Annotated in this window: 16 protein-coding genes, 1 tRNA gene and 1 other annotated feature; of the genes, 14 read left to right on the forward strand and 3 right to left on the reverse strand. The window is 33.8% G+C overall.

What is annotated here, in order from left to right:
- Positions 1 to 336 precede the first annotated feature (336 nt).
- The 13 genes from ABDZ63_RS13235 (at position 337) to ABDZ63_RS13295 (ending at position 15,701) form a co-directional block, all read left to right on the forward strand.
- A tRNA-Phe gene (locus tag ABDZ63_RS13235) sits at positions 337 to 412 on the forward strand.
- 263 nt (positions 413 to 675) lie between these two features.
- Positions 676 to 2,256 carry a peptidoglycan DD-metalloendopeptidase family protein gene (locus tag ABDZ63_RS13240; protein WP_343784226.1) on the forward strand — a complete coding sequence of 527 codons (1,581 nt, stop codon included), beginning with the start codon at positions 676 to 678 and terminating at the stop codon, positions 2,254 to 2,256.
- 191 nt (positions 2,257 to 2,447) lie between these two features.
- Positions 2,448 to 3,152, forward strand: coding sequence for a response regulator YycF (gene yycF, locus ABDZ63_RS13245; RefSeq protein WP_343784228.1), 705 nt, complete (start codon positions 2,448 to 2,450; stop codon positions 3,150 to 3,152).
- Positions 3,153 to 3,157: 5 nt separating this feature from the next.
- Positions 3,158 to 4,987, forward strand: a complete 1,830-nt coding sequence (gene walK, locus ABDZ63_RS13250; RefSeq protein WP_343784230.1) for a cell wall metabolism sensor histidine kinase WalK — start codon at positions 3,158 to 3,160, stop codon at positions 4,985 to 4,987.
- Positions 4,984 to 6,330: a YycH family regulatory protein gene (locus ABDZ63_RS13255; protein ID WP_343784233.1), complete on the forward strand. Its 1,347-nt coding sequence runs from the start codon at positions 4,984 to 4,986 to the stop codon at positions 6,328 to 6,330. The genes walK and ABDZ63_RS13255 overlap by 4 nt, the downstream gene beginning before the upstream one ends.
- Position 6,331: 1 nt before the next feature.
- Positions 6,332 to 7,153: a two-component system regulatory protein YycI gene (locus ABDZ63_RS13260; RefSeq protein ID WP_343784235.1), complete on the forward strand. Its 822-nt coding sequence runs from the start codon at positions 6,332 to 6,334 to the stop codon at positions 7,151 to 7,153.
- Between the two features lie 6 nt (positions 7,154 to 7,159).
- Positions 7,160 to 7,954: an MBL fold metallo-hydrolase gene (locus tag ABDZ63_RS13265; protein WP_343784237.1), complete on the forward strand. Its 795-nt coding sequence runs from the start codon at positions 7,160 to 7,162 to the stop codon at positions 7,952 to 7,954.
- A gap of 27 nt (positions 7,955 to 7,981) precedes the next feature.
- Positions 7,982 to 9,199 (forward strand): S1C family serine protease, encoded by a 1,218-nt coding sequence (locus ABDZ63_RS13270; protein ID WP_343784239.1) that lies wholly within the window; start codon positions 7,982 to 7,984, stop codon positions 9,197 to 9,199.
- A gap of 669 nt (positions 9,200 to 9,868) precedes the next feature.
- A complete protein-coding gene (rlmH, locus tag ABDZ63_RS13275) occupies positions 9,869 to 10,348 on the forward strand; it encodes a 23S rRNA (pseudouridine(1915)-N(3))-methyltransferase RlmH (protein WP_343784241.1) in 480 nt (159 codons plus the stop codon).
- Positions 10,349 to 10,653: 305 nt separating this feature from the next.
- Positions 10,654 to 11,226 carry a TetR/AcrR family transcriptional regulator gene (locus tag ABDZ63_RS13280; protein WP_343784243.1) on the forward strand — a complete coding sequence of 191 codons (573 nt, stop codon included), beginning with the start codon at positions 10,654 to 10,656 and terminating at the stop codon, positions 11,224 to 11,226.
- A 41-nt stretch (positions 11,227 to 11,267) separates the two neighbouring features.
- A complete protein-coding gene (locus tag ABDZ63_RS13285; RefSeq protein ID WP_343784245.1) occupies positions 11,268 to 12,692 on the forward strand; it encodes a serine hydrolase domain-containing protein in 1,425 nt (474 codons plus the stop codon).
- Between the two features lie 194 nt (positions 12,693 to 12,886).
- Positions 12,887 to 13,104 (forward strand) — a binding site (T-box leader).
- A 44-nt stretch (positions 13,105 to 13,148) separates the two neighbouring features.
- Positions 13,149 to 14,837: an arginine--tRNA ligase gene (argS, locus tag ABDZ63_RS13290; protein WP_343784247.1), complete on the forward strand. Its 1,689-nt coding sequence runs from the start codon at positions 13,149 to 13,151 to the stop codon at positions 14,835 to 14,837.
- 210 nt (positions 14,838 to 15,047) lie between these two features.
- On the forward strand, positions 15,048 to 15,701 hold the full coding sequence (locus ABDZ63_RS13295) for a hypothetical protein (RefSeq protein ID WP_343784249.1): 654 nt from the start codon (positions 15,048 to 15,050) through the stop codon (positions 15,699 to 15,701).
- 606 nt (positions 15,702 to 16,307) lie between these two features.
- Here the strand turns inward: ABDZ63_RS13295 and ABDZ63_RS13300 are convergent.
- From ABDZ63_RS13300 to ABDZ63_RS13310, 3 genes are all read right to left on the reverse strand, one after another.
- Positions 16,308 to 16,943 (reverse strand): hypothetical protein, encoded by a 636-nt coding sequence (locus tag ABDZ63_RS13300; RefSeq protein WP_343784250.1) that lies wholly within the window; start codon positions 16,941 to 16,943, stop codon positions 16,308 to 16,310.
- A gap of 40 nt (positions 16,944 to 16,983) precedes the next feature.
- Positions 16,984 to 17,577, reverse strand: a complete 594-nt coding sequence (locus ABDZ63_RS13305) for a hypothetical protein (RefSeq protein ID WP_343784252.1) — start codon at positions 17,575 to 17,577, stop codon at positions 16,984 to 16,986.
- 66 nt (positions 17,578 to 17,643) lie between these two features.
- On the reverse strand, positions 17,644 to 18,213 hold the full coding sequence (locus tag ABDZ63_RS13310) for a hypothetical protein (RefSeq protein WP_343784254.1): 570 nt from the start codon (positions 18,211 to 18,213) through the stop codon (positions 17,644 to 17,646).
- Between the two features lie 280 nt (positions 18,214 to 18,493).
- Here ABDZ63_RS13310 and ABDZ63_RS13315 point away from each other — a divergent pair, with 280 nt between their 5' ends.
- Positions 18,494 to 20,038, forward strand: a complete 1,545-nt coding sequence (locus ABDZ63_RS13315) for an alpha/beta fold hydrolase (RefSeq protein WP_343784256.1) — start codon at positions 18,494 to 18,496, stop codon at positions 20,036 to 20,038.
- Positions 20,039 to 20,223: the final 185 nt, after the last annotated feature.

Here is a 20,223-nt window from a genome sequence, read left to right on the forward strand (position 1 = left end):
GTCTCACAAGTATGCGTGAATTATACAACAATATTAATAATACTTATGGCTCGGTAGCTAAGCGTAAACGTCAGAGAATAACATCCATGTAGCTTTGCGAGCAAGCAAGCATCAAGAGTAAGCTAAGTCTGTGAGCACAGAGAAGTCTAACAAGTAAGCGTGAATTATACAACAATATTAATAATACTTATGGCTCGGTAGCTAAGCGTAAACGTCAGAGAATAACATCCATGTAGCTTTGCGAGCAAGCAAGCATCAAAGAGTAATCTAAGTCTGTGAGCACAGTGAAGTCTCACAAGTAAGCGTGAATTATACAATAAAATTTAATATTTATATGGCTCGGTAGCTCAGTCGGTAGAGCAACGGACTGAAAATCCGTGTGTCGGCGGTTCGATTCCGTCCCGAGCCACCATTTCATTAACACAGTTAAAGTAAAACTGTGTATTTTTTATGCTCATTTTTAGCTAGTAAAGTCGAAATATGTAGGCACCTGCACCATGTTTTGCTTATTTATTTCAAAATATTACTAACTTCTATACATTTTGATTACAACTTCGTAACATAGGTTTATTTCTTATATGTATGTGTGGTAGATTGTTAGATGTGAGTTAAAAAGTATAGGAATAATAGACTAAAAAATAGAGATAGAGAGAATAGAATTTGGGGGAAAAGAGATTGGTTAACTTGAAAAAGTTAATGTCAGATAGCGTTCAAAAGCTAAGTAAACCTTTTAAGGGTTCGCTTACCAAAAAAGTGATCGTGACATCAGTGATTGGTACAGGATTGTTAGTCGGGACTGCATACGCAGATTCTTCGGATGACCATCTATCAAATATATATCATGTTTATGTAGATAATGAACACATCGGAACTGTTTCAGATGAAGATGAGGTTCAAAGTTTCATAGATGAAAAAGCTGAAGAAGCAAAAGAGACTGAAGGTGAAGATCTAACCTTAGTTCCTTCTCAAGAAATTGAGTTTATTGAAGAGTTTGTTTTTACAGCGAATACAGATGTAGATGAGGTTAAGGAAATACTTGAAGAGTCCTTAACATTCGATGCCGCAGCTATAGAGCTTAAAGTAGATGGTGAACATATTGGTTATGTTCAAGATTTAGATAAAGCTAATCAAGCTGTTAATCAAGTTATTACAGATTATCTACCAGATGGTGTAGATGAAGAAATCACCTTACTAGTAGAACAGTTTGATGATGTGGATGTTGATGAGTCTATTGATTTAATCGACCTATTACCACAAAACATGTTCGAAACAGAAGTTATTGAAACGACAGAAGAAGATCTTGATGAGCTTTTTTATCAGCAAACAATTGAATTAGAAGATGAATCTATAGTATTAGACGTCGGATTTACTGAAAATGTTACATTTTCTGAAGTAGCAGTTGAATCACATGAATTATTAGAAGTTGATCAACTAGCGAAATTAATTGAGCGTGGAACAGTAACAGAACAAAAACACGAAGTTCAAGATAGTGAAGTGTTAAGTACTGTGGCACAAGATCACGATTTAAGTACCGATGAATTAATTGATTTAAATCCAGATTTAGAAGACGATAGCATTATAAGAGTTGGCGATGAATTAAATGTAACAGGACTAAGTTCGCTAGTAGAAGTGTCTTATACAGAAAAAGTAACTGAAGAACAATCCATTGATTATGATACGGTTACTGAACAGACTGACTCTTTATATAAAGGTGAATCTGAGGTTTCTCAATCAGGTTCTGAAGGTTCTAAAGAAGTAACTTATGAAATTTCGATGCATAACGGTGAAGAAATTGAACGTAATAAGATTGAAGAAGAAGTTACTGAGGAACCACGTGATGAAATCATTAAAGAAGGAACTAAAGAAATTTCTTCTCGAGGCTCGGGTGACTTTAGTTGGCCAGCAGTAGGAGGTACAGTTACAAGTACTTATGGCCCTAGATGGGGGTCACATCATAATGGAATTGATATTGCGGGTGTAAGTAATCGTTCGATCTTAGCTGCTGATAATGGGGTTGTTGTTGAAGCTGGTTACCATTCAGGTGGTCATGGAAATAGAGTTATTATTGATCACAATAATGGTTATCGAACATTATATGCTCATTTATCATCTATTGATGTCAATGTTGGACAAACTGTCAAGCAAGGTGAGACACTTGGACAAATGGGATCTACAGGTAACTCTACTGGCGTACATTTACACTTTGAAGTTGAAAGAAATGGATCTACAGTTGACCCAGGTCCATACATTCGTTAATAAATATCAAACCTCTAGCTTTAGCTAGAGGTTTTGTTATACAAATGAAAGGAAAATGGCTAAAAAAGTAGGGAAAAATTGTTTGCTTCTCGAACATTATATTAAGCCTCTATAAAGTTGTCTATGATAAGACATTTTGCTTAAGTTAAGATAAAATATAAATAAGACAAATGTAAGGATGGTGTCAGTCAATGAAATATACAATTTTAGTCGTTGATGATGAAGAACCAATTGCAGATATATTAAAATTTAATCTTGAAAAAGAAGGTTATGACGTCATATGTGCTTATGATGGTAATGAAGCAATAAAACTAACGAAACAAGAAGAACCAGACTTAATATTATTAGATATTATGCTTCCTGAGAAAGATGGTATGGAAGTCTGTCGTGAAATACGTAAAGATTACCAAATCCCGATCATTATGTTAACTGCGAAAGATTCTGAAATAGATAAAGTTCTTGGCTTAGAGCTAGGAGCTGATGATTATGTGACCAAACCGTTTAGTAATCGAGAGTTAGTAGCACGAGTTAAAGCGAATCTAAGACGCCGCGGAACAGAAGAACAAGAACACCCTACATCTATTCCTAATTTGAAAATTGGTGGATTAGAAATTAACCGTGAAAACTATTCCGTTACAAGAAATGGTGAACCAGTTGATCTAACTCACCGTGAATTTGAATTGCTACTATACTTGGCTAAACATATGGAACAAGTTATGACAAGAGAGCACTTGTTAGAAACAGTTTGGGGTTATGATTATTACGGTGATGTTCGCACAGTGGACGTTACTGTACGAAGGTTAAGAGAAAAGATTGAAGAAAACCCAAGTAACCCGAATTGGATTGTCACACGAAGAGGAGTCGGCTATTACTTAAGAAACCCAGAGCAGGAGTAGATTAAATGAGCAGGCTGAAAAGCTTTATAAAATCGATTCAGCTAAAGTTTATTATCATTTATATTTTGTTATTACTAATTGCTATTCAAGTAATTGGTGCTTATTTTGCTAGGCAATTAGAAACACAACTATTAGAGAACTTTACAGAGTCGATTAGCGAACGTGTGGAATTATTAAATTATAACCTTGAACAAGCTTTATCTGAAGAACGTGATGAAGATTCACCAACGATCGAACAAGACGTCCGCTCTATTATCTTTGACTTGGATTCTGATGATATTACAGAAATTCAAGTCATCGATCATAATAATCGTGTTTTAGGAACAACGAATCAATTCGATCGAGTCAATATTGGGAATCGTACGACTGAGCCGAGAATTCAGCGTGCTTTATCAGCAGGTAATCGTGAGGAGAACGTTGTTTATAACCCACAAAATGGCCATAGAACGTTAGTGATCTCTACACCAGTTGAGAGTGAAGGCGATATTATAGGCGCCCTTTCTTTAGAAGCATCAATGGAAGGGGTTTATACGCAATTAAATGATATTAACCGTATATTCGCAAACGGAACAGTACTAGCTATTACAGTATCTGCTTTACTTGGAATATTAGTTGCAAGAACGATTACTAGACCTATTACAGAAATGCGTAAACAAGCAAAGGTGATGGCAACAGGAGACTACTCTAATAAGGTAAATGTTTATGGTGAAGATGAGATTGGACAACTAGCTATAAGCTTTAACGACTTAAATGATCAATTGCAATTGGCTCAAGCAACAACTGAAGGTGAACGTCGCAAGTTAAGTTCAGTATTATCGAATATGACAGATGGTGTGATTGCAACAGATGATTATGGCGATATTATTTTGATGAATGAGCCGGCAGCCAATTTAATCGGAAAAAATTATATAGAAGTTCAAGGTCAACCATTAATAGATGTTTTAGGTCTACATACGCATGTGAATAGTTTAGAAGAAATTAAGGAAATTGGTAGTACTATCATTGATTATACTGAAGATGATCATGAGCTACTTCTTAAAGCTAACTTTTCTGCAATCCAGGATGAAGCAGAAGAAATGAACGGCTTTCTTACCGTGATTAGTGACGTTACTGAAGAAGAACGTGTTGAAAGGGAACGTCGTGAGTTTGTTGCTAATGTGTCACATGAATTACGAACACCACTTACAACCATGAGAAGTTACTTAGAAGCATTAACAGAAGGTACGACTTGGAAAGACGAGACGATTGCTCCTAAGTTTTTAAATGTCGTTCAAAATGAATCAGAAAGAATGATTCGACTCGTTAATGACCTTTTACAATTATCTAAAATGGATAATAAAGACTATTTATTACAAAAAGAGCGAGTGGAATATATCGAGTATATTGACCAAATTATAGATCGTTTCTCGTTAAATTTAAAAGAAGGTTTATCCCTAAAACGTGTACTACCCAAAGACCGTTGCTATGTATGGATGGATTCAGATAAATTAACACAAGTACTAGATAATATTATCTCAAATGCTATTAAGTATTCACCTGAAGGTGGGGAAATTAATGTGACGGTTAATATAGAACGGCATCATATATTAACTAAGGTTTCAGATGAAGGAGTAGGGATCCCTCAAGAAAACTTAGAAAAGGTTTTTGATCGCTTCTACCGAGTTGACAAAGCTAGAACAAGACAACTAGGTGGGACTGGATTAGGTTTAGCGATTGCAAAAGAATTAATTGAAGCCCATGACGGTAAGATTTGGGCAGAAAGTCGAGAAGGTAAAGGGACCACAATCTCGTTTAGCTTGCCTTTGATGCGTAAGAAACGGGGGCGATCATCATGAATAAAGAAACGATAAAAAGTGTTATCCTAATCGCTTTAGTCTGTTCAAGCTTATTTTTAACTCTAGCTCTTTGGACCTATCAGCCTGAATATGAAGAATTAGATCAGACCACTTATCTAGAGGAAACAGAGTTAGATGGTGAACAACGGAACTTTGGCCATGTTGTTCACCCAAAACAAATCGTATTTAATGATTCAAGGCAATATTCGAAGTTACCTACAAAAGAATTGGAAATGGATTTATTTGCTGAAATAACAGAGTGGGACTTTTCAAACATTGATGAACGTCCTTCTAGTGGTTCTTGGGGAGTTTGGTCACCGAATATGGAATTAGTGTTCCAAGAGGAGATTCCAATGGTGTTGATTGATCAAATCTTTCAAATTGATGAGTTCAATTACGAATGGAATCCCAATCGTACTTTTAATCGCGTCTTCTTTCAATTAACACAAGGTTCAGAGGAAAGAATTCAAGTTAGTTTCACCTCAGATGGTGAAGAAGAAGTTCTGAACGGAGTAATTGAGTCGGTTAGTGCTTATGAATATATTGAAGAGTTCTTTAACCGTGCTGATGTGATTACTCTAGATCGAGTCGATTTAGAGACCAATGAAGATCAAAGTTATATTTATTTAACTAATGAACAAGTGGAAGTACCAGAACAAACAGTGTTTACTGAAGACCTTAATGAACAGCCTTTAATTAATGTTCTATTTAGTAACCCAGCATTAGTTCGTCAACAAAATGCTGAAAGTCAGCATGAGGAGTATTATACAGATGGAACAAGGCTTTTAACCCTTGTTGATGTTTTTAACTCGAATCAATTTTTAACTTATAATAAGCCGTCTACTTTAGAGCCGTTAGAGCCAACGAGTCGCCGTGAATTGATGTTAAGAAGTCTCGAATATACGAATGATCATCATGGTTGGACGGATGATTACCGCTTAGATACTCTCGATCGGGATAATAGTACGATTAATTATAGAATTCATTATAAAGGAATTCCTGTATTTGATTCAGATGATTTTATGACGATGGTGCAAGTGTGGGGACAACAAGAGTTACAATCGTTATCAAGGCCATTATTCAAAATCACAGACCCACTTCCTGAAGGAGAACGAGTTGAATTACAATCAGGAGTGTCAGTATATAACTATTTAGTAAATAGCTCAGATGAACTCTCCATGTCGTTAATAGAAGATATAAAAATCGGCTATGAAGTGGTAGAAGACCAAGGTGTTTCAAATACTGTCACCTTTTTAGAACCAACGTGGTTTGTGAAATACGTAGGTACTTGGCGTCCTTTAAGTTATTTTGAAGACCGCGTTGCCTTCAAGGAGGATGGTTAAGATGCAGTGGGGACAAATAAAGACACTGTTCATCATTAGTTTTCTCATATTAAATGTGTTTTTAGCACAACAATTTTTAGAGAAAATTAGCGAAACTAATCTTGAAATGTTGGCGCAAACGAGTTTCGAAGACCAATTAGAAGCACAAGAAATAGAAATTGGTGATTTACCAGAACGCGGAGAAAGGGAAGTTTACATTTCATCTTCTACGTATGAGTTTAATGATGATGATATAGAAGAGTTAGAAGAGTCCTTTGATCACCAACAAATAAATTTACTAAACGATGACACTATTATAGGTGTTTTTGATGAACCTATTGAAATTAACGATGAGTACGAAGGGTTACTAGGTAATATTTATCAAGGTGATCAATATGAGCTTTGGGGTGAGTATGGTGATGAATTGCTCTTGTTTTTCCAAGTACAAAATGACCGTCAAATCTTCTTTAACAACTCTGGGTTATTAGCTGTTAAGCTGAATGAAGATGGTGAAGCGGTTTACTATGGGCAAAGGCTTCTTGATGAGCCAATTGTTCAAAGTGAAGAGCAAACTGTGCTAGATCCAATAAATGCGATTGAAGTATTATACTCTAATGTGTTACAAAGCCAAGATGAAGTTACAGCTATGAGCTTAGGCTATCATACGTTAGTAGAAGAAGGACGACAAATCTTTACACCAACTTGGAAAATTACGATTAATGATGAGGATAGTTATTTTGTTAATGCGATTGAAGGGCAGTTAATTCCAAACGAGGAAGAGGAATTTGTCCAAGCAATCTCTCGTATTTTAGATTATCAAGTTGAGGAATTGTTTTTGGAGTGAGAATGAATGAGTTTACATTTTAGTGTACTAGCATCAAGCAGTTCGGGTAATGCTTTTTATATAGGGACTAATAATACGAAATTGTTAGTAGACGCTGGCTTAAGTGGTAAAAGAATCGAAAGCCTGTTACAAGAAGTGGATGTTTCCCCACATGACCTAGGTGGAATATTAGTGACACATGAACACAGTGACCACATAAAAGGATTAGGCATTATGGCAAGAAGGTATCAAATTCCGATTTATGCCAATGCGAAAACGTGGCAAGCTATGGAGAACGCAATTGGTAAAATACCAACAGATCAAAAGTTTGAATTTGAAATAGAAACAGTAAAGAGTTTCTCTGGACTTGATATTGAAAGCTTTGGTGTATCCCATGATGCTTTAGAGCCAATGTTTTATGTGTTTCATTATGAAGGAAAGAAAGTTGCGATGTTAACAGATACAGGCTATGTGTCTGAGCGTATGAAAAAGACAATTGAAAATGCTGATGCTTTATTGTTTGAAACTAATCATGATGTGGGTATGTTACAAATGGGGAAATATCCATGGAATGTAAAGCGTAGAATATTAAGTGATTTAGGGCATGTTTCAAATGATGACGCTGCTTTAGCTATGATGGATGTCATTGGTGATCAAACTAAAAAAATATATTTAGGTCATTTAAGCCAAGATAACAATATGGTTGATTTAGCTCAAATGAGTGTAGAGCAGAAACTGAAGGAAAATGGATTTCCTGTAGGAGAGGCTTTGCAGTTAGAAAGTACAAGCCCTGTAAAGCCGACACCTATTTTACATCTTTAAAGATTAAGAATGAGTGAGGTGTTCTAAATGGGTTATTATGATGACCATATGAAGCCAAAAAAATCAAAAAAAAGTAGACCTTGGTTTGTAGCGATTGTTGGGGCGATTATAGGTTCAGCGATCATGCTTTTTGCATTATCCATTTTCTCTGACACAGATGTCCTATCTAATAATACAAATCAAAATGCAGGCACTGTAGATGAAAATGAAAACGATGAAGCAACTGGTGAACAGCGAAATATAGAAGTAGATGTTCAATCACAAACGACAGAAATTGTGGATGACGTTTCAGATGCTGTTGTTGGAGTAGTTAACATTCAAGATCAAAACATATTTGGTCAACAAATGGAACAAGACCCAGATAATGCACCGACAGGATCAGGCGTCGTCTATAAACATACAGATGGAATGGCCTATATTGTAACGAACTATCATGTTATTGAAGGTGCTGATCAAGTCGAAGTCGTTTTCTCAGAAGAAGAACAAATCGAAGCAGAAGTAATTGGTGGAGACATGTATTCAGACTTAGCTGTCCTTAGAGTAGAGGATACGTTTGTAGATCAAGTGATTGAGCTTGGTCAATCTGAAACGATAAACGTAGGTGAGCCTGTTTTAGCCATTGGTAACCCATTAGGCCTACAATTTGCAGGCTCTGTTACACAAGGGATTATTAGCGGTAAAGATCGATTAATTCCAATTGACTTTACCCAAAATGGTATAATTGATTGGCAAATGGAAGTTATCCAGACCGATGCAGCCATTAACCCAGGTAACTCTGGTGGTGCCCTTGTGAATATGGAAGGAGAGCTAATCGGAATTAACTCGATGAAAATCGCATCGCCTCAGCTAGAAGGGCTAGGATTCGCAATTCCAATCGATATGGCAAGTCCGATCATGGAAGAACTAGAACAACAAGGTGCTGTAACCCGTTCTTACTTAGGCATTTCTCCGTATTCATTATCAGATGTTGCACAATACCACTTACAAAACACATTAAACTTACCAAGTGATGTAGACAGTGGTGTATTAGTAGCTTCTGTTGAAACAGTATCTCCAGCAGACCAAGCAGGATTAGAACAATATGATGTGGTCATAGAGATGAACGGAGAAGAAATCGATAACGTCTATGAATTGAGACAGTATTTATATAATGAAACCAATCCAGGTGATGAACTCGAATTAACATTTTATCGAAATGGAGAGTTGCATGAAACAACTCTAACCTTAACATCACAAGAGTTCTAACTGGAATTAAGACTTACTCACACTGTGGGTAAGTCTTTTTTAATGTTCGGGAACAGGGAGTTATACACATTATTAAGATACTTATGCACAATATGTGGGTAATAAATTTAGTTAAAAGCATATATAGTGTATAATTCTAAATTTCAATCTAAATATAGCACGAACGTATGTTGATATGTTAATAAAAATGTGGACAAATAGGACTTTTCCCCATAAATGATGTTGAAAACCTGTAGATAAACAAGTTATAAACAGAATATGTTCATAACTTGTGTACAAATAAAAGCTTATAAAACCGCCATTGATTTAAATAGCTTTTAGTTTATCTTGATTCACCGCTTATAAAAAGACGAATATTTGATACAATATGAGACATAAAAGCTGTTTTATAGTTAATAAAATTAATTTATGGCCTATAACCAAAAACGAATTTTAAGAATGGTAACAGCGATTTTATGTAGATCAAATGATTCTGACTAAGAATTTGACTATAGATCAACAAGTAACGTTCAACATTATAGTTTTTAAAATTACTCTAAAGTCATACAGCCATTGAAACGCTCGGTAAATGCAAGAAGCGGGATGGATGATAGCCCCTGGTTAAATTTAGCCAGGGTTTTATTGTGATCTAAGCTTAAGATATACTAAGGGGAGATGGAGGTGTGTGCAATGAACATCACAATTGTCTCAGTCGGAAAATTAAAAGAGAAATACTTAAAGCAAGGTATTGATGAATATATGAAGCGGCTTAGCAAATATGCCAAGGTGAAAATAGAGGAAGTACCAGATGAACAAGCACCAGACAATATGAGTGAAGCGGAAGAAGAAGCGGTGAAAAACAAAGAAGGCGAGAAAATATTAACAAAGATATCCACAGATACATATGTCATCACACTTGAAATCGAAGGCAAGCAATTAACCTCAGAAGCCTTTGCTAAGAAAATGGACGACTTAGCTACGTATGGCAAGAGTAAGATCGCTTTTGTCATTGGTGGTTCACTTGGCTTAAGCGATGAAGTCAAACAACGAAGTGACTATGCGATCTCGTTTAGCAAAATGACTTATCCACATCAATTGATGCGGTTGATTTTGTTGGAGCAGTTATATCGAGGGTTTAGGATCGTTAGGAATGAACCTTACCACAAGTGATGGTAAAGCAAAATATAGAGATAACTATTGAAATGAACACCATTAAAAAGCTGTATGAAAACAAGGGATGAGGATGATGGTTGATTGAGTTGATGGCAATATAAAAGTTACTAAATTACTTTTTATCTCAAAACAATGATAGGGCGAAAATTATGTATACATTGGACAAGTAGCTACTTTTTAAAGCGTTTCAAGAGATACGTTAAAGTATTATGGTGAGGTTAATTTCTGTATAATAATTGACTTATTTAAATACTGTTAATATAATTTGGTTGGTCAACCAATTAAACAAGGAGGGGAGTCGAATGAGTAAACAGGATAAAAGAAAACTATTGATTGATGCTGCCTACAATGTATTTGTTAAAAAAGGATATCTGAATGCTTCTATAAAGGATATCGCAAATGAAGCAAATATAACAACCGGACTTGTTCATTATTATTTTAAAAATAAAGAGGAACTTTTGCTTTCTGTACAACAGGAAGTCCAAACCTATTACCAAAGGAAATATGACGGACATCCAGGAGACTCAGTAAGCCTGGAGGAAGTTTTACATGAAATTAAAACCAGGGCAGAAAGGAATCCGGATTGGTATCGTTGGAGATATGAAATTTATTCTTTAGGGATAAAAGATAAAGGAGGTCATCTTGAAAAGCAAGTAGAGTCTATTCTAAAAGATGGGAGAAAGAGTCTGTCCGAGCCTATGCAACACATAGTAGGTAATTCTCAAGATGCATATGCACTTTCGAGTATATTATTGGCTTGTTTTGATGGGCTGGCACTACAGAAAATTGTTGATGATCAATTTGATATTGACCAACCATATAGACTATTAACCGAACTTCTTGAGCTTTATATAAATAAGTCTGATTCTGATTGAAGCTTATTAAAATACTATAAATAGAATAAGGATGAAATCATTTGAAAAAAATAGTATTAATTTTATTTGCCTTATTGCTCTTCACTACTTCCCATACTTTTGCAGTTGAAGAGAGTAATACTTCTTATCAAATCAAAACTTTTATGAATAAGGCACTGGAGGAATATAATATTCCTGGTGCTACGTTAGCAGTCGTACATAACGGTAATACTATCTTTCAAGATAGCTGGGGGATAATGAGTGACGGTTCACCTGTCAGTGAAGAAACTTCTTTTCTAATAGGTTCGGTAAGTAAGCCTTTAACATCTCTTGGAATTATGGTGTTAGTAGAAGAAGGAAAAATAAAGCTAGATGAACCAATAGATACTTATATCCCTTGGTTTACCTATCAAACCGATAGTAAAAAATCAATAACAGTACGTCATCTATTAGAACAAACAAGTGGGATTAGTGCTTATGAGGGGCTGAAAGTGACAGATCAACAGGATCGTGATAAAGAAAATGGTATCACTCAAGCTGTTAAAGAACTAAGCGGAGTAAAGTTAAGTCATGATCCTGAAGAGATATATGAATATAACTCAGCCAACTATCTGCTTTTAGGAGCTATTATTGAAGAGGTGTCTAATCAAACATTCTCATCCTTTATGGATAACCGTATATTTTCTCCTCTTGCTATGAAAAACACTACTGCTGACTATGAAAGCGCGATTGAAAAAGGGTTTGTACCCGGTTATCATTCATGGTTTGGCAAACCTGTTAAAGGAGATGGATGGTATGATCATTCGGGAGCGCCGTATGGTTATATGACCTCAACCTCCAGTGACCTTATTAAGTTTATAGAATTCATGCTTTATGGGGGAGAACTAATAAATGAGCAAAGCTTAAAACAATTACGTATGCCACCAGAAAGCGATCAACGATATGGATTAGGCTGGCATTTCTCTAAAAACGATAATAGATATCCCTATCATACTGGTGCAACGTCAGAATATAGATCTGAAATCTTCTTTATGCCTGAAGAAGATCTAGGTGCTGTTCTTTTGACGAATAAATACCATGAATTAGAAGCGGTTGCTTATTTAAGTATGATGGAGGGAATTCGATCCATTATAAAAGGTGAAAAACCAGAGTTAATTCCGCTAAACGTTAGTACCCAGTGGATTGCGCTTAGTGTGATATTGTTATTATCCATTATTTTCTCTATAAGTTTAATTCGTTTGAAACGTAAAAAAAATATAAATAAAATAGTTTGGGTTCCAATTGGTGTTCTTCACGTTTTAATCGCTGTAGGATTCATTCCATTATTTACATTAAGTATGGGGATTTCTTGGAAGACATTAGGTCTTTTTTCTCCGGACCTTGCATTCCTTATACAATGTCTGATAGTCGTGTTGGCAGTTTACGGTCTTTTAATTTTCCTAATTATTGCGATTAAACAAAAGGTCGTCGAAAAAATAGTGAATTGAACAATGTAAACAGATTTCCCCTTTTATTACCAGTTCGATATGGTTAGAAAAGCTACGGAGAGCCTTACCATAAATAGAGGCAAACACGTATTATGTAAGGCGGTCAACCATGGTGAGATGGGTTTAACTCTTGGAAAAATAATTAGGTATTGATTTTTTTTAATTAATGGATATAATAGTCTAAAATACATGTTTAAAATTCAATGACAAAGAGAGTAGTTATTTGTGAAAGCAAAGCGAATCAGGGATGGTGAGAGCCTGGTCAAGGATCAAATAATGAACCGCACTTTGTAGATGCTTGCCTGAACATGAGTAAGTAGGGTGAGTCGGGGTGAACCTCGTTATCAAATTGAGTGGTTTTTAAAAAACAAGTAGAGTGGTACCACGGGCCAATTGAACTCCCGTCTCTTTTCAAAAGAAAAGAGACGGGAGTTTTTAATTTAGGAGGAATTAGAAATGAATTATAAAAATGCTTTTATTGATGTCCTGTATGACCAATTAAAAGATCATTTGGACAAAAGTAAGTTAAATAGCATGATTGAAAAACCAAAATACGACAATATGGGTGATTTGGCGTTTCCTTGTTTTGAATTAGCTAAAATTTTCCGAAAACCTCCTCATGACATTGCACTTGAACTGACAAAGGAAATTACTTTGCCTAACATATTTCAAAATGTTGAAGCAGTAAATGGTTATGTTAATGTTTTTTTAAATAAAGAAGAAGCATCATCTTTAATTGTTAATAAAGTTATTTCGAATAAAGAAAAATATGGGGATATAAACATTGGAAATAAAGAGGTAATCACGATTGACTTTTCATCCCCTAATATTGCTAAACCTTTTTCAATGGGGCACTTACGCTCAACGGTTATTGGAAACGCATTAGCACTAATTTCGGAAAAAGTTGGCTATCGTTCAATCAGAATCAATCATTTGGGTGATTGGGGGACCCAGTTTGGGAAATTAATTGTTGCTTATAAAATGTGGGGGGATGAACAAAAGGTAAAAGAGAATCCGATCAAAGAGCTGTTAAAGTTGTATGTTCGTTTTCATGATGAGGCAGAACAGGATGAAAAATTGAATGATCAAGGGAGACAATGGTTTAAGAAGTTAGAAGATGGGGATGAGGAAGCCTTAGAACTATGGAGATGGTTTAGGGATGAATCATTACAAGAGTTTTCCAAAATATACGAGCTATTAGGAGTGAACTTTGATTCAACTCAAGGGGAAGCATTTTATAATGATAAAATGGATAGTGTGGTTCAGTTATTGGAAGAAAAGAATTTGTTAGAAGAATCTGATGGAGCTAAAGTAGTTGATATAGAAGATGATTTCCCCCCTTGCTTGATCAAGAAAAGAGATGGAACTACTCTTTATGCAACACGTGATTTAGCGGCCGCCATTTACCGTCAAGATACTTACAAATTTGTTAAGTCATTATATATCGTAGGAAATGAACAAACACTTCATTTTAAGCAACTCTTTCTTGTTTTAGATAAGATGGGGTACAAATGGCACGAGGGACTTAAACATGTTTCTTTTGGGATGATGTTAAAAGACGGGAGAAAAATGTCTACACGAAAAGGTAAGGTTGTATTATTAGAAGACGTATTAAATGATGCGATTAATCTTGCTAAGAATAACATTGTAGAGAAGAATCCAACTCTTGCTTCTAAAGAGAATGTTGCTCGTCAAGTTGGGACAGGTGCTGTTATTTTTCATGACTTAAAAAACTACCGTTTAAACGATATTGAATTTTCTTTGGAAGATATGTTGAGATTTGAAGGTGAAACAGGTCCATATGTTCAATACACATATGCACGTGCCTCTTCTATTTTAAGTAAAGGAGATTATCAGGAAAGTAAAGAAAAAGTAAATATAACAGATGTAGAGGCGTGGACAATAATAATAAAATTAAATGAATTTCCAGATGCGATTAAACGTGCTTATGAAGGAAACGATCCTACCCAAATTGCTAAATATGTACTTGAAATTGCAAAAGCATTTAATAAATACTATGGATCTGTTCGTATATTAGATGATCATGATCAAAAACAAGCAAGATTGTCAATTGTACATTCAGTTCAAATTGTCATTGAAGAAGGATTAAGACTTTTAGGAATTGAGGCACCTGACGAAATGTAGTAATGGAAAAAATAGATATTAATAAAAACGAGCTTGTAGTTTCAAGCTCGTTAATTTGTGTTTTGTGCCTCATAAATAACTACGATGAACCGTACCACAAGTGACTGGTAAACAGGTAATAATATTAAAACTTACTAATGAATTAATAAAAAAAGTTTTGTATGATAAAATAGGCGTTATTAATAATGCGTTGAAATGAGGAAACATTATATGAAAAATATTGAAGATGAAATATATTCGTTTGAAGAGTTTGTAAAAAGTATTGACAAAACAAAAAAAATTAACCCTTTCGAAAAAAATTATCAAGTAGTCATAACAGATGTATTGGAAAAATTATTAGTAAATACTGATATTCAAGTGGCTGATGTCTCTGCTAACAAAAATACTGAAATACACAACGGAGACAATTATATTGGGGAGAGTGGTCCTCCAGATTTATTGTTAGTACCCCAAGAGTATCGGCATAATAATAAACATGATGAAGAGAGAAATCCTAAACCAATTGCAGCAATTGAAGTAAAGAACCCTGAAGAACGGAAAAATGTATCAGAATTTGTTGCAAAACTTAAAAATGACCCCATACAACAATTAGCTTCTCACTTAACTAAGAACAAAAAAGTCATAGTTACCGATTGTATTAAGTGGTGTTTTTTTGAAAATAACAATTCAGATAAAAGAGTGGATTTTATGCTTGTGGAAAGCTTTAATTTAAAGGATGACTTTGGAGAATGGAAAGTACCAACCAAAAAAGAAAATGAATTTGTTCAAGAACCGTTAGAAATTGAAAAAGATTACGTTGGAACTGAATGTAAGGAGTGGAATGAACTACAAAACTATATTAGAAAGTGGGTGCTTCAGAACTGAATAGATAGTTTATTAGTTAGAAATTCGATACCTAATATATAATTGAAAACATTAATTGTAATTTCACCTTAATCTAAAAGATTTTATTGATAGAGGATAATTAATATCCTCTATTTTTAATGAGATGTTGCATTGATTGAATATATATATATGACCTCTATCCTGTCAAAAAAGGGGTGTGTTATAATTCTTGTTCTTTTTATTTTGTTTCCAATCATTACAAATCCATATATACCAAGGCTTTTAGACATGTCTAATTTGTTATTTCACTTGTTTTCACTTATAGAGTTTTCTTTTTGTTGCATTTTTGCCGACAAAATGCCGACAAATTCACTTTGTTAATTTTTTCTCAAATATAAAGAAAAATGAAGTTATAATAGATTATTACCTTACTATTATTTAGTAGTTTAGTGCAATATTTTAACATTACAAATGAGTTAAAAATTAAGTCAATAAAGCCTATCCAACAGTTGACTTGGATAGGCTTTATTGACTGGAATTAATATAAAGAGTCTATATGACTATTATCCAAAGTGTTCAGTGACATCTTGGATTTATACCTTAAAAGTATTAGAGAACTAGTTTGATACTTACTTCAAATACTCTTTAATCTATAAGGTCTATATTCATACTTTCAATTAAGAATTTCTCCTCATTATCTATCTTTGAAATAATAGCATTAACATTTTCAGTTACTGAGTTTTCCTCACCAGTTTCAATGAAATTAACTGTTGTTGTCATTGTAGCACTATACTCATATCTATTGCTTGATATTTGTTTAACAGATTCATCTTCAAAATCCATAGATAAATTTTCATATGTGTTTAAATTCAGACAGCAATCTTTTAAGTCATCAATGATTCCATCAAAATCATGATAACTATCAACTACGGCTTGTTCAAATTCTTCTTCATTATGTGCTAAATACATTTCATAGTGTCTAATAAGCAATGACCGTGCTGTATCTATCATTTCATCCTCTGATAGTTCTTCATCACCAATTACTTCATCAACAGCATCTTGATATTCATCTACGGCATTGCGTTCTTCATCTTCATCCTCTTCTTCAATAATTTCTTCATTTTCGTCTTCTTTCTCTTCTTCAGCTACAGTTTCTTCAGTATTTGTTACGTCATCCTCTTCTTGGGTCGAATCATTACTGTTCCCAAAAATCATAAAACTACTAATTCCTAGTATAGTCACAATTAGAATTATAAGGGAAAGTGTTATTTTTTTATTCATTTTAATCCCTCCAAAAACGTGTATGATAACTCATAAAGCCTTAATCTATACGCTCTATGTTCATGCTTTCAATTAAAAACTTTTCTTCATCATCTAGTGTTGAAATAATAGCACTAACATTTTCAGTGACTTCGCTTTCTTCACCAGTTTCGATAAAATTAAGTGTGGATGTCATTGTGGTACTATATTCATATCTATTACTTGATATTTGTTTAACAGATTCGTCTTCAAAATCCATAGATAAATTTTCATATGTGTTTAAATTCAGACAGCAATCTTTTAAGTCATCAATGACTCCATCAAAATCATGATAACTATCAGCTATAGCTTGTTCAAATTCTTCTTCATTATGTGCTAAATACATTTCATAGGTTCTAGTAAGCAAAGACTGTGCTGTATCTATCATTTCATCCTCTGATAGTTCTTCATCACCAATTGCTTCATCAACAGCATCTTGATACTCATCTACGGCATTGCGTTCTTCATCTTCATCCTCTTCTTCAATAATTTCTTCATTCTCGTCTTCTTTCTCTTCTTCATTTGCAGTATCACTATTTCCAAAAACAATAAATCCAGTAACACTTAGTGAAACAACAATTAGTATACTCAAAATTAATAATAACTTTTTATTCATTTTAATAACCTCCTATTTTTTCGATTTAGTAAAGCTTTATTACATAATTGTAAAATATAAATACACTTAATCAAGCCTTTCACCATACATATTATCAAATAGGAACTCATCATCCTTATCTTTTTTTGAAATAACAGATGTAAAATTTTCCGTGATTTCATACTGCTCACCAGTTTCAATATCATCAATAGTCCAAATTATTGTTGCTGTATATTCGAATCTATTGACACCAGTCTGGAAAACAGTTTCATCAGTGAATTCAATATCTAAGTTTTCATATGTTTCGGGTTCGTAACAACAGTTGAATAAATCATCTAATACATCCTCTGGATAACGATAGCTATCTACTAATGCTTGTTCGAACTCTTCTTCATTACTCGCTAAATATAATTCGTGATGTCTTCCTAAAAGAGATTGTCCTGTGTTAATCATTTCATCCTCTGATAGTTCTTCATCACCAATTACTTCATCAACAGCATCTTGATACTCATCTACGGCATTGCGTTCTTCATCTTCATCCTCTTCTTCAATAATTTCTTCATTCTCGTCTTCTTTATCTTCTTCATTTGCAGTATCACTATTTCCAAAAACAATAAATCCAGTAACACTTAGTGAAATAACAATTAATGCACTCAAAATTATTAATAAGTTTTTATTAATTTTAATAACCTCCTATTATTTTTGTTTTTTATACAATATTTTTCTCGAGTGACTTGAGAAGGTGTTTGGAAAAAGAGATGGCACACATTTACCATAATACGACAAAAATCTTACAAAAATCTTACACAATTTAGGGTTTTATGGTACTTTAGTTATAGTGAGGACTAATAAGTGTATTTGTTTCTACTTAGAAAAAAATGAAATAAATTTGGTAAGTCTTTTAATGTTAATTTATGGTTTTGAAAGAGGTTTTATTATGTTAGCAACTTTGAGATTAAATGATGTGATTATCAATTATGAATTTATTGAGAGTTATAAAGAAAATGCAGAAACGCTTCTTCTGGCACATGGTAACGGGTTTGATTTAACAATTTGGGATGAATCAGTTGAATTGCTGCGTAAGAACTTTCATATCCTTAGGTATGATTTCCGAGGTCAAGGAAGTAGTATAAGACTTAGAGATGAACAATTTACTTGGTATGAATTAATTTCAGACTTAGAATCATTGTTGTCTTATTTGTCGCTTGAAAATGTTCATTTAGTGGGGTATTCACTGGGGGGCAATTTTGCAATAGAACTAGCAAAACACCAAAAGCCATATCTAAAGTCTATGACACTTATTTCTACACCAATTTACGCACCAAAACCTATTACAGATAATGAAATTAATCGTAGAAACCTTTGGACTGATGACGAGTTTAGAAAAAATATTAAGGATTTAGTTGTTAATCTTTGTTACCCAGTTGAGGAACAGAAAACTGAAAGAATACTTAAAATGTATAATAAAGTGGATTATCAAACTTATTTAACTTATTTTAACTTGTGTGCTGAAAGTATTGTTGGGTATAATTTTGAAGAATTTAAGAGTTTAGATATACCAACATTATTTCTGGCAGGAGAATTTGACCCATTGTATCCACCAAGACTGCAGGTAATGTATTACCATTATTTTGAGAATAGTAGATTCTTTATAGTACCACAGGCATCTAATACCCTTATGGTAGACCAACCTAAACAGTTTGTTGAATATTTGACTTTATTTGTTAATTCGCTTGAAAACAGTGTGGAAACTAATCATTACAACTATAGTAAATTGTTGCATGAAGAATTAGATGTAATATTTAAAAATCAGCTTCAATCAATAGATAAACCTATTAAGTTAAAACTAATTGGTGATTTTGAATTAATTATGAACGGGAACAAAGTTGAAGGAAAATGGAACCAACGAAAATCGATGGAAGTTATAACATATATTATTTGTAATAAGAAAGTAAAGAGAGAAGAGTTGATTGAGTTGTTTTGGCCAAACGATTTGCAAAAAGGTCGAAACCAATTAAGTGTAACCCTTAATCATATAAAAAAAATGATAGAAGCATCGACGAAAAAATCTATAAAAGACTTTTTCTTGATAGACCGTGATAACATTGCACTTATTGATGAACCTAGTGTTGATATACTCCGACTTCAAGAGTCAATAGAATATTTAAAAACTGAAAACAACTTAGAAAAAAAGTTAAGTCAATCATTAAAGCTATTTCAAGATTTGCCTGAAAGTATAAACGGCTTCATCTATGAGGATTGGTTTGTTAGAAAGGTAGGAGAAATAGAAAACCAAATTCTTGATATCTGTGAAGAACTGTTGAATCAAGTGAGTGATAATAAACATCGATTAGAACTGCTCAAAATAATTGTTAAACATCATTCAACAGAAGAGGAGTATTATGAAGAATTGTTTAAGCATTTAAATAAGCTGCAGGGGAGAGAATACCTTTATTATAAAAAGAAGTATAACTTCAAGTAGCTTAAAATTTTATTTATTATGGATTTAAATTCGGTATGAGCAGGCTTTATAAGTTTTCAGAGTGTTTAGTGCAGTTGATATGAATATTTTTTAGTTCAGCTATAAAATTTAATTTAGTTGTATTTCGCAACCCAAAATTGACCCAAATCGCAACTTAATTTTGACCCAAAGTTTGATCACTTTGT

Origin of the sequence: Alkalibacillus silvisoli (assembly GCF_039521975.1) — a bacterium.
Taxonomy (GTDB): domain Bacteria; phylum Bacillota; class Bacilli; order Bacillales; family Alkalibacillaceae; genus Alkalibacillus; species Alkalibacillus silvisoli.